9 protein-coding genes, 1 pseudogene and 2 other annotated features are annotated in these 11,369 nt (G+C 42.5%); all 10 genes and pseudogenes read right to left on the reverse strand.

What is annotated here, in order from left to right:
• Nucleotides 1-348: 348 nt before the first annotated feature.
• Nucleotides 349-550: a binding site (T-box leader), on the reverse strand.
• Nucleotides 551-726: 176 nt separating this feature from the next.
• A complete protein-coding gene (locus tag E2980_RS11545; RefSeq protein WP_167747088.1) occupies nt 727-1,323 on the reverse strand; it encodes a zinc dependent phospholipase C family protein in 597 nt (198 codons plus the stop codon).
• Nucleotides 1,324-1,508: 185 nt separating this feature from the next.
• On the reverse strand, nt 1,509-2,249 hold the full coding sequence (locus tag E2980_RS11550; RefSeq protein ID WP_338080665.1) for a 2-phosphosulfolactate phosphatase: 741 nt from the start codon (nt 2,247-2,249) through the stop codon (nt 1,509-1,511).
• A 256-nt stretch (nt 2,250-2,505) separates the two neighbouring features.
• Nucleotides 2,506-2,808 (reverse strand): hypothetical protein, encoded by a 303-nt coding sequence (locus E2980_RS11555; RefSeq protein WP_240702996.1) that lies wholly within the window; start codon nt 2,806-2,808, stop codon nt 2,506-2,508.
• A gap of 279 nt (nt 2,809-3,087) precedes the next feature.
• Entirely contained in the window at nt 3,088-4,368 is a 1,281-nt protein-coding gene (gene serS / locus E2980_RS11560) for a serine--tRNA ligase (protein ID WP_135152336.1), read from the reverse strand.
• Between the two features lie 491 nt (nt 4,369-4,859).
• Nucleotides 4,860-5,594, reverse strand: a complete 735-nt coding sequence (locus E2980_RS11565) for a class I SAM-dependent methyltransferase (protein WP_135152337.1) — start codon at nt 5,592-5,594, stop codon at nt 4,860-4,862.
• A gap of 218 nt (nt 5,595-5,812) precedes the next feature.
• Nucleotides 5,813-6,332 (reverse strand): annotated as a pseudogene (locus E2980_RS11570) (DNA topology modulation protein).
• Between the two features lie 67 nt (nt 6,333-6,399).
• On the reverse strand, nt 6,400-6,894 hold the full coding sequence (locus E2980_RS11575; RefSeq protein ID WP_135152338.1) for an NUDIX domain-containing protein: 495 nt from the start codon (nt 6,892-6,894) through the stop codon (nt 6,400-6,402).
• A gap of 185 nt (nt 6,895-7,079) precedes the next feature.
• The gene (locus E2980_RS11580) at nt 7,080-7,727 is read right to left on the reverse strand and encodes a zinc dependent phospholipase C family protein (protein WP_167747089.1); all 648 of its coding nucleotides are present in this window, start codon (nt 7,725-7,727) and stop codon (nt 7,080-7,082) included.
• A 168-nt stretch (nt 7,728-7,895) separates the two neighbouring features.
• A complete protein-coding gene (locus E2980_RS11585; RefSeq protein ID WP_135152340.1) occupies nt 7,896-9,575 on the reverse strand; it encodes a glutamine--tRNA ligase/YqeY domain fusion protein in 1,680 nt (559 codons plus the stop codon).
• Nucleotides 9,576-9,650: 75 nt separating this feature from the next.
• Nucleotides 9,651-9,905 (reverse strand) — a binding site (T-box leader).
• Between the two features lie 120 nt (nt 9,906-10,025).
• The gene (locus E2980_RS11590; protein WP_135152341.1) at nt 10,026-10,538 is read right to left on the reverse strand and encodes an AAA family ATPase; all 513 of its coding nucleotides are present in this window, start codon (nt 10,536-10,538) and stop codon (nt 10,026-10,028) included.
• Between the last annotated feature and the right edge of the window lie 831 nt (nt 10,539-11,369).

Consider the following 11,369-nt stretch of genomic DNA (forward strand, 5'->3'; position numbering starts at 1 on the left):
CGATTTTTCTTCTTTCAGAATTTCCAGTACGATCCGAGCCTTTTCTTCCGGTGTAAACTTCCTTCTTGGACCTGTCATACAACTAAGAAACTCCTTTTTTGCTGTCTAGATTATATGTAGCATTATAGGTCACCCAACATCGCCGCCACCTCTGGTTCACCGCATTCCGGGCTGGACTTTGCCTGCAGGCCCTTCGGATTCCCCATCACGGGGGACACCCTGCCAATCCTATTCTTGTTTAAATAGGACCTCTACTTCGGCTACGGCACTTTAAAGGGTAAAGTTACCGAGTGGATTTGAACCACTTAGATTGTGCGACTGTGAGGCGCAAACAAAAAATCGCCCCAAATATGGGACGATTTCTCGTGGCACCACCCAATTTGTCGTTTTTATTAAACGACCACTTGAAAGACTGTAACGTGTCTCAACGGCGATAATTAATCGCTCTCAGAAACTGGCGTTCAGCAATCACAAGCGAGGACCTCTCACCACTTAAAGTCACTCTCTGTTTGCATAATGAATGCTTACTCTGTTCCTTCATCAATTTGGTGAATTATGGTTAATTATACATGGGAAACGTACTTTTTCAATACTATGCTGAACTACCCGTTTACTGAACAGGCTTCCGATAATTCGGCAGCCTTGTTGTCTTTGAACTATCGTTTCCGTTAGCGGAATAAGGCTGCTGATCATTTTTTCAGAAGCCTTAGTAACTTGTGGCAGCGCTTAAGACATGAAGGACACTGCTTTATCTACTGAACTATGAATGTAATCAATAATCTCACTGTTATCGTTTTGGAAAAGTTCCAACGGTTCGTTCATGAGATCTTCATCTATTGAAAAGTCCCTTCGCATGCAATCAAGTAAGGCAGGTAAATAGCTGGTGTCGTATCCTTCGATATTTACCGTTGGGATCACATGTGGATGTAACACCAATGAATACTGCTTTATTATTCGCCCGTTTAGTCTCTCAAAATCCCGATAAGCATCTAGTAATTTCGCATTCATTTGTTCGGTTGGTACATTTTCTAGTTTTTTAAAATAGAAATCCAAATAAACAAAATCAGAAATTAAATGACACAAATATCCTAAGTAAAAGGGTACATCGATAACAGTCTTGTAAGTGTTATAAAACCGTTCGTAGTTAATAAACCCTCTCCCATTAGCGTCTCTATCTTTAAAGTGTGTAACTCCTTTTGGTACACCCATGAGCCCATGTATATCGGGTGCTATACCGCCGAGTATAAATTCACTTTTATTCTTGATGTCCAGTGCTTCCGACAATAGGGATGAAATACAATAATGCATAACCCTTGATCCCATTAGATCTCCTACTTCCAACAAAGAATTTAAAGGCAAAATATCAGTATTAATCCACCGTATTTTACCATATTGTCAAAACCATCACTACACAAATCTGCCCGTTCAACAAAGGCAGCCGAATCATTAAGGCCGGCTGCCATCGTGTCTTTATTCAGCTATCGTACCCTGTTAGCTTAGCGATTTCACTAAAATGGTTGCATATAAGCTCCATTATGGAATACAGGAACCACTTGGCTAACATTCAGTTCACTTGCAATATTAACATCCTGTGGAAAGCCCTTTTCTATTAGCTCACGACCAGACGAACATTCCATCAAAATCGTTTGTATGTCGAGTTCTGCATGTCTAAAGGCACTTACAGCAATCTTTGCTTCTGGCGAAAGACACGATTGATCAAATCGACTAAGAATTGCACCAGCCGCAATCAAATCTTCGATAGCTGGACGCAACACTCCATTCGACCACTGTTCACCACATGCGAATACACTTATCACGTCATTTGGATAATGCCTATTTATAAAATCTGAAACAGCGAAAGCGTTCCGTAAACACCCAGCAATCGTGAACACATTAGACTCTTTAGCGATTACGGTGCACGTTGAACCATTCGGGGAAGGTAATACGATTCGGGTTTTTGGTGACAGAGAGAGTAACGACTCTGGAGACAGTGATGGAGTCTTGCCACGCTTTTCAGCTAAAATGGCACTAACCGACTGAGCAAATTTTATGGCGGACTCATCTTTGTACAGATATGGAAACACCAAAGCTTCTCTTGAAACTGCAACTTCAACACAAGTTGTAAACGATAAAACATCCATTATGACCACAACACTTGATAATGGAGCCAGTCGTCGTACCCCTTCTGCTCCCCATTCAAATCGAAAACGGTATTGAACTTGATTAAAAACATCGTCGTTTATATGAATCCTCTCCTTTTGAGACCGTTGTTAATTAAACTCCCCCGTTACTTCAATAGAAAAAAGGAACTGCCACATCGGCAAGCTCCTCAACTATCGTATCCGTTAGCGTAACCATTTATATCTAACCTTTAAATTACTTTTAGAACAAAAGCATAAAAGGCGCTTCCATGAGATAAATTTGCTACCTTATCATCCATCCACCATACTCCATAGGAATAGTAATAAGTCCCTTTTTGTGCAGGTGAGGTTAAACGATTTTCTTTTAACGCCACTCTTCATTAATTTGTACTACATGAAATTTGTTCGGTTTTGATTCGTAATCCATCACTAAGGTAATTTCATCGCTTGGATTTACTATGATTGGCTTTTTGTCTTTTAATAGTTCAACTGGACCAACCGTATCCACGCATTTAGTTGTCCAGCAATATGTGCCGAGCTTCGTTTCGTACAATTGATTTCCAATCTGAATCATGGCTTTCGGCGGTTGTTCTCCTGCCAGGTCATTGTTCTTTGAACACCCCACAAGCACAAATAACAGACATATATAAATCAGCCACTTGCCCATTTCATTCACCCCCTATATTGTATTTAGACGTTCGCAATTACCACATTGTTCCAAAATTCTGTACCGTAATTTTCTAACATTTCTGCCCGTTAACCGGCCGATTTGCCACTTCTCCGCGATCGGATCTAAAATCCGCTAGTGCATGGGAAATCCATTTCTTCGGATGCTTCATTGGCTTCCTTGCGTCGAATACCCTTCGCCGCAACTGCTGCCCATTGCCGAGGAGTTCCGGCAGCAGCTCGCGAAGGAGATGAAATTCACCGTGATAAGTGACGACTGTTAGACTGACCGAATCTCCTCTACCCCGTTCAGATACGGGCGCAGCGCCTTCGGCACGTACACCGAGCCGTCTTCCTTCTGATGGTTCTCCAGCAACGGGATCAGAATCCTCGGCGTAGCAATCGCCGTGTTGTTGAGGGTGTGACAGTATTGCAGCTTTCCATTCGGATCCCGATATCGGATATTGGCCCGACGCGCTTGAAAATCAAGCAGGTTGGAAGCAGAATGCGTCTCTCCGTACGATTGACGGCTTGGCATCCACGTCTCGATGTCGTATTGCTTATACGTTTTTTGCGACATATCGCCGATACATACTGCTACCACCCGACAGGGCAATTCAAGCATCCGTAAAATCTCCTCGGCATTCTGGGTCATCTCCTGCAACAACTGCTCCGATAGAGCAGGATCGTTTTCGCATAGAACCACCTGCTCCACCTTGGCAAACTGATGGACCCGGTAAAGTCCCTGGACATCTCGGCCGGACGATCCGATTTCCTTCCGAAAACAAGAAGTCGCCGCCGCGAGACGGATAGGGCCGTTCATTTCGACGACTTCATTTCCGAAATACGAAACCAGGCTCGCTTCGGAAGTACCGACCAGGTATTTGTCCTCCTCCGCAAGCGCGAAAGTCTGGTCTTCGCCCGTCGGAAAAAAGCCGGTATTTAACAGCGTTTCGCCGCGTACGATCGTCGGAACCTCCACTGGCGTAAAGCCCTTGAGCTCCAGCACATCCATAGCCAGCTGCTGAACGGCACGATGGAGGTGATACCCCGTTCCCTTGAGCACGTAATGGCGGCTACCTGCGATTTTCACCCCGCGCGGAATATCGAGAATACCCAGTCGCTCTCCGAGCTCGACATGGTTTAACGGAGAAAAATCAAATCGGGGAACCTCGCCTACCCTTCTAATCTCCACGTTGTCCGCATCTGATGCTCCATTCGGCGTATCCGACGATACGAAGTTCGGTACAAGCAACATCCAATCCCGATAAGTTTTATCTACCGTTGTCAGGCTAATTTCCAAACTTCCAAGCGATCCGTTTATTTCTTTGACCTGCTTTTTGGCTTCCTCGGCTTCGATAGGCTTACCTTGCTTCATGAGCTCGCCGATTTTCTCGGACAAGCGATTTCGTTCGTGCCGCAAACGTTCAACGTCGACCAACAATCGCCTCCGCCGTTCGTCTTGCGCGAGCAAATCCGCAATCGAAAGCGGGATTCCTTTTTTATCCGCGGTTTGCTGCAGTACTTCGCGATTTTCCCGTATAAACCCGATTTCCAGCATCCTGATCACCTCTGTTTCTATTTTTGGATAACAAAAAAGACGCCCTTCGTCCGAATTGGGACGAGGAGCGTCTGCTCGCGGTGCCACCCAACTTGATTAAACCGCGGCTTATCGCAATTCAATCCTCTTGGTTCCGCGGTAACGGGCGGGGCCGGTAAGCTTAGGATACAACCCGAAGGGGTTGCACTTGACGAAAACGCCTCCGAGTTGGATGCTCTTCATAGGCATGATCCGAATTTGTAATTAACTACATTTTAGAACCTGATTTTGCGGATGTCAAGAATCGTTCTCCGTTAATAATGAAGTTAAAAGTTAGTGTTGTGCTGCTCAGCTATCGTATCCGTTAGCGCAATCAACAACGGTCCCTCTTCTTATAAAAGGCTCAGCCTTTTTTAAAAACGATTTTTGTTGAGTCGAATTTTCTATTGTCTTTTTTCGGTTTTGAGCGGTTATAAATTTTCATAGGAGTTTAGTTGAACTTACCGAATATTCTAATTTTTAACCGCTGCGATCATGAGGAAGATAGGGCGACGTGTTTCGTCTCGCATGTCGGGATGCCTATCTAGCATTTCTTGCGTCGGTTGAGGTTCGGACACCTTCGTAATTCTAAAACCGGATTCAATTAGTGTATTTATATGGGTAGCGACGGTTCGATGGTATTTGACGACTTCATTGTCCAGAAAGTTTGTCTGCCGTGAAGCCTCATGATGGTAATCATCAACAGGCCAATGTAATCTCTCACCTTTCTGACCGTAGTACCAATCTTGAGAAGCTAGCGCGGTGAAGACCGGATGTTCAACTGAGAGCACGAAAGTGCCCCCAGGTACAAGGCTGTGATGAATCTTCTGACAGGGGATGTCAAAGTGCTCGACATAATGGAGTGCAAGAGAGCTTATCACAACGTCGAATTCACCTGCATTAAAGTTGATATCTTCGATCGCGAGACGGAGATACTTGATCTCTGAATCATTAGTCATAGCTCTGGCGCGCTCTAACATATTCTCTGAAAGGTCTACACCCACCACTGCACGGGCATGCTGTTCACGCGCATATCGGCAATGCCAGCCAAAGCCACAACCAAGATCAAGCACCTGTTTTCCGCGTAGCTCAGGAAGCATTGCACGGAGTTCTTGCCATTCCCCAGCAGCATTCAGTCCACCGATCGAACGAGGCATCTGACTGTAATTCTCAAAGAATTCTGAATCATCATATTTGTTCTGTTTCATAATAGTCGAAGCCTCCTATTGATCTTGTTTTTCCACGTAGCCAAAAGTTAATGTTCTCCATACTGCCCCTACCTAGTAATTTACCATCTATCCTTAAACAGTCTCTATTGCAAATTTAATTTTAATTAATCATTACTGCCCCGTTAGCACAGCGAGACTGCCGATCATCTCTGCGGCAGCCTCGTGGTGTAAGATATTCAGCTCTCGTACTCGTTAGCTCAATAATCCAAGCTTGCTATAAACTTTTGAACATCACTCGGAGTCTTAAGCCACGATTACTTTCTTTTCATTCGATACCCTCCTAAGCTTTTCCACAATCTTGGGCTTTTGTTTTGAAGGATATTCCCAGACCCATTTCAGAAATTTGAGATTGGATCTTTCTTCGCAACCTTCTGCCATGTCCGACCTTATTATGTTGCGGTATTGGAATCTTCTTTTCAGAACCCTGTAAAGGCAGATCCATCTTAACAGATCAATAAAAATGATCGTGTCTGCCGCTTGTAACCTAATGTCTATCGTGCCTCCGTAATTGCCGTCGATAATCCAACTGTCACGACTTATGAGTTCCTTTTGTACGGCTTTTTGAATGTCTATGGGCGTACCAATCCAACCTGGGTTCCAAAAAATAGCATCCAGATGATAAACGTCAATCGATAAAATTTCGCCCAGCTTACTTGCCAAAGTTGATTTGCCAGAACCGCCTGAACCTATAAACATATTTTTTTCATTTGAACCCATCTTTCTGCCCGTTCTATAGAAAAGAGGAGCTGCTGCATAGCAAACTCCTCCACTATCGTATCCGTTTTTAGCCAGCAATAAATGAAGGCGTTCTTACACTTTCTTTATTTGTAATCCATTGTGATAAAGCATTTCTCGACGGAGCTCCAAGTATAAAATTCACATCATTATAGGGATGCAATTTATAATCGGTTATTTCTTTCAGTGGAATCCAAGCAATACCCACCTGGTGCACGTCAGGTGTGTCTCCAACCTTTGCTTCATTAATTGAAATAACATTGCATAAAAATGTAAAGTCAATTTGATGAACATCGGGCTCTAAATCAGGGAAAAGAGAATCTCTTCTAGCAATGAATTCATTTATGAAGAGAAGTTCCTCAATTTCAACCACCAAACTTACTTCTTCAAGCACTTCTCTAACCAAAGTTTCTTGAATGCTTTCTCCATGTTCTTGACCACCACCAGGGAGAACATAAAATTCCCCTTGAACTCCAGTTCTTCTTAATACAAGTAATTTTTCATCCATGATAATCATAGCCCTCGCCGCGGTTCGAATTCTCAACTTTCTCCCCCCTTACAGCACTCCAAATTATAACAGGAAATCGTTGATTCAATAACATTTTAATTACGCTATTCTGCCCGTTGAACTAGATTGCCGATGAATGTTGGCCACCTGTAGTCGTGAAGCTATCGTATCCGTTAGCGTAACAGGCTACCGATTTGCCTATCCGATAGGGGAACATTATCTTAGAAGTATTTTGCCTGTTCGAATAGACTGATTAGTTGGCTTGAAGTGTCTTTTATAAAAGAGCGTACTTTTTTTTCAGTAATATACTTCGGCTCGATACACGGTTCTTTTTCAGGATGAGTATGCCAGTCGAGGATTCTCTTTTTCCACTTTTCCACCTCTTCTTGCGTCAACATATTTGGAACAGAAACAGGGGGGCAATTAAGTAAAGCTTCCCATGCTTGTGGTCTCCAATCTTCATTCCTGAATAAATTAGAATCGATTTGATCAGTCTCAGCATAATACAAAGTGCGTATGTCTTCAATTTGTTCAGTTGCTACTTTCCTTTTAAAATCATCGTAGATCGTTTGAGTCCAAATCAAATCCGTTAATACATGCGAGACATATCCTTTCGCAAACATTGTCCATTGATCATCTTCAGGACAATCATCAATAAAAGGACGCATCTTATTTTGAAAGATTTCGTTGATTGTATAGTCTTCCTTTATATTAAAATGTGTTTTGTTTTTATCCTCCCTAGTTGTGTTCTCCCTCATGTGAATTGCATCTGGGGCAATGCTCCCTAACAAAAACTTAGGATTAACTTCCATACCTTTTTGTCTAAAAATATGTTCTGTAATACACATATGTACTAGAGGTAACGGCATAAGTAAGCTCCTTTTTTGTACTAAAGTGTATATCGATGTAAATATATTATCACATTGATACATTTCCATTTTTGAAATCCTTCATTTTCATATAACTATACTGCCCGTTACTTCAATGAACCAAATGAGGAGTTGCCCTAGGCAAGCTCCTCCACTATCTCGTGCCCGTTAGTTTAATCTTTTCCAAGTATCTTTCAACGGTACGATACGATTAAATACAAGCCGATTACTCGCGTTATTTTTCCTATCTACGCAAAAATAGCCGTGACGGAAGAATTGGAACTTCTGTTCTGGACGCGCATGTTCAACGAATGGTTCCATTAAAACGTCCTTTATGTTAACCAACGAGTCCGGATTGATCGTAGTCGCCCAATTTTCGTTATCCTTCGGAATTTCCTGATCAAGCAGTAGTTTCTCATATAGATGGACATCAGCCTTAACGGTGTGGTTCGCTGAGATCCAATGGATCGTCCCCTTTACCTTGCGCCCGGTAAACCCCGTGCCGCTTTTCGTGAGTGGATCGTAGGTGCAGCGCAGTTCAATAATTTCACCTGTATCAGAATCCTTAATCACCTCATCGCACTTAATAAAATACGCACCCTTCAGCCTCACCTCAGCATTCAGACTAAGCCGGTGAAAGCCTTTAGATGGTTGCTCCATAAAATCGTCCCGCTCGATATAAATCGTTCTGGAAAAAGGAACCTCTCTTTCCCCCAGCGCCTCGTTTTCGCTGTTGTTTTCAATCATCAACAGCTCTACTTCATTCTCCGGGTAGTTGGTAATGACGACTTTTAAGGGTTGCAAAACAGCCATGACGCTGACCGTTTTTTCTTTTAGATCTTGCCTGAGGCAATGCTCCAGGAGCGAAATGTCTACTGTGCTTTGAGTTCGGATGCTACCGATTTCCTCAATAAAGTTGCGTATACTTTCCGGCGTGAAGCCTCTTCTCCTCATACCCCGGAGCGTCGGAAGCCTGGGATCATCCCAGCCGTCTACGTATCCCCCTTCCACCAGCTGCCTCAAAAACCGTTTGCTTGTCACAACACCCGTTAAGCTTAGTCGGCCGAACTCCCTTTGCCGCGGAGGCTCACGTATTTCAAGCTCGTTTAAGACCCATTCGTACAAGGGACGGTGATCTTTGAACTCGATGGAGCATAAGGAGTAGGTGATACCTTCAATCGCATCTTGAATTGGATGTGCAAAATCGTACATCGGATAGATATACCAGTCATGTTTTGTCCTGTAATGCTCAGCGTAGATAATCCGATAAATAACAGGATCACGCAGATTTATATTGGGCGAGGCCATATCAATTTTCGCACGAACTACCTTAGATGCAGCCGGGAAGGCAGCATTTTTCATTTTCGCAAAAAGCTCCAGATTTTCCTCCACTGAGCGATTTCGATATGGGCTGTTCCGGCCCGGATCCGTCAAAGTCCCTCGATGCTCGGTCAATTCGTCAGGTGTCAGATCACATACGTACGCCTTCCCATGCTTGATCAATGTGACTGCGGCATTATATATATCTTCCGCATAATCCGATCCGTAGTATATATGATCTCCGGGATCGTAACCGAGCCATTTGATGTCCTCGATAATCGCATTCACATACTCGATATCCTCCTTAAGGGGATTCGTGTCGTCAAAGCGTAAATGAAACGTCCCATAATACTTTTGGGCAATTGTATAATTCGTGTGTATCGCATAGGCGCTTCCGATGTGAAGATAGCCATTAGGTTCGGGAGGAAATCGCGTGCACATCTCCCTGCTAAATGGTTTCTGTTCAAGCTCCTCACTGATAAGCCTAAATAAAAAATTTTCGGTTTGATGCTCCTTGGGATTCCCCATTGTCGACTCCTCCTTCTGGAATAGTTAAGCGGAAAATCAGATACAAAAAAAACTTCACCTCCAAGACTGTCATGTCTTGGGGACGAAGTTTTCGCGGTGCCACCCCAGTTTTATTAATATGTCGCCATATTAATCTCTTCAAGTACGGCATTGCATGCAATGCTTATACTCTAGCCCTTTAACGGGAGCGCCCGTCATGCCATCCCCAACAAAGGTTCCGACATGCTGCTCAGAGGCTTGGTTCGAGGAAAAGTTCTTTGCTCCTTTTCAGCTACCGGAGCTCTCTGTGTAAGAACTTAAATCCCTTACTCTTCTCATCATCGCATTTGAATGTTGCTTATATGATACAAATAATTCCCTTTTTTGTAAACGAGTATCCATGGCTGATTAAACTAATCTCCCGTTACTTCAATACACAAAAAAGGAGCTGCCGTGTAGCAAGCTCCTCAGTTAAAGTTTCCAGCTAGTTGAGCTGTTATCCTTTAAAATTAGAAACTTAATATCATCTTGACGGAGCATGTTTAGAATCATTGGTTTACTTTGTTTTTCAAATCCAGCATTCCATTCAAACATCTTTATTAACATTTTAATTGTCGGAGTATAGTTCGCTTTTTCAAATCCCATTTTTTGCAAAAAAAATCTTTTTATAATCCTAATTATTCTTTTCATATATGGGGTATCCAAAAAAATAATTAAATCGGCATTCTGGAAGCTTTTGAATACCCAAATATGGTTATGAGCACCTTCTATAATCCAACGATCAGAACGGATTATTTTGTCTAAATACTCATCTCTTTCTTCATCAGTTCTTCTTATATCTCCAGATTTGTGCCTCTTCCACACCACGTTATCTAATTCATAATAAGGAATGCTAAGCTTACTGGACAAATTTCTAGCAAGTGTAGTTTTTCCGCTTCCAACCGAGCCGATAATATGTATTTTATTTGGAATAATCCCTATCAGATTAATCCCTACTTTTCCTATTAGTTCAAGAGTATTGAAGAACCCATTTTTTTATCTGAGCTGCTACATCAGCTATGTCAGTTACCGAAGTAACAACTATCGGCATTGGTGGGGTATATTCCTTATCCGCATTTTCAAACAACCATTTTGCAAAATTCTTGTAGTCTTGAATCATTTCTTCTGGCCAATTTCTTTCACGTAATCGTTTCTCACGAGTCTCATCATCACAATGCAAATTCAGGTAATATACATGCTTGCCAAACGTTCCGTATTTGTTGCTCGTCCGTAACACCTACCTCGCGGAGATTATCGATATCAAAGATATCAAAATCCGGCAATATTCTACGCAGTTCATTGATAACGTAGGTTTTTCCCGATCCACTAGAACCTGTTACGATAAATAGGGGTACCTTTTGCTCCATTATAGAACTAACTTCATTACCTATTCGTATCATCCCTTATTAGCCGAAGTAACTGCCTCCCAGAAAGACTTACTTAAATTATCGGCACCAAAATATCACCATTATTGTAATGTTGTTCTTCACCAAACCTAAATAATTCTAATGCGAGTGATCTTAAGTTATTTTCAAGTCCATTAGCCATTAAATATGACTTTATTAGTCTATAAGGTTCTTGATCTGATGATCTTACCTTTGCATAACGTTGACTAGGTACAGTGAAACCAATCATCCCATCCGGAATAATCCTAATCTCTGATACCTCCATGCAATAGATGTAAGCGTAAAATAGCCCCCACCTACAAATCAAGTGAGAGCTAGCTTATGCTTATTCTACTTAAATACGCGGCAATTCAATGGAATCGACGGTGAC

The organism is Cohnella luojiensis, assembly GCF_004564235.1.
Taxonomy (GTDB): domain Bacteria; phylum Bacillota; class Bacilli; order Paenibacillales; family Paenibacillaceae; genus Cohnella; species Cohnella luojiensis.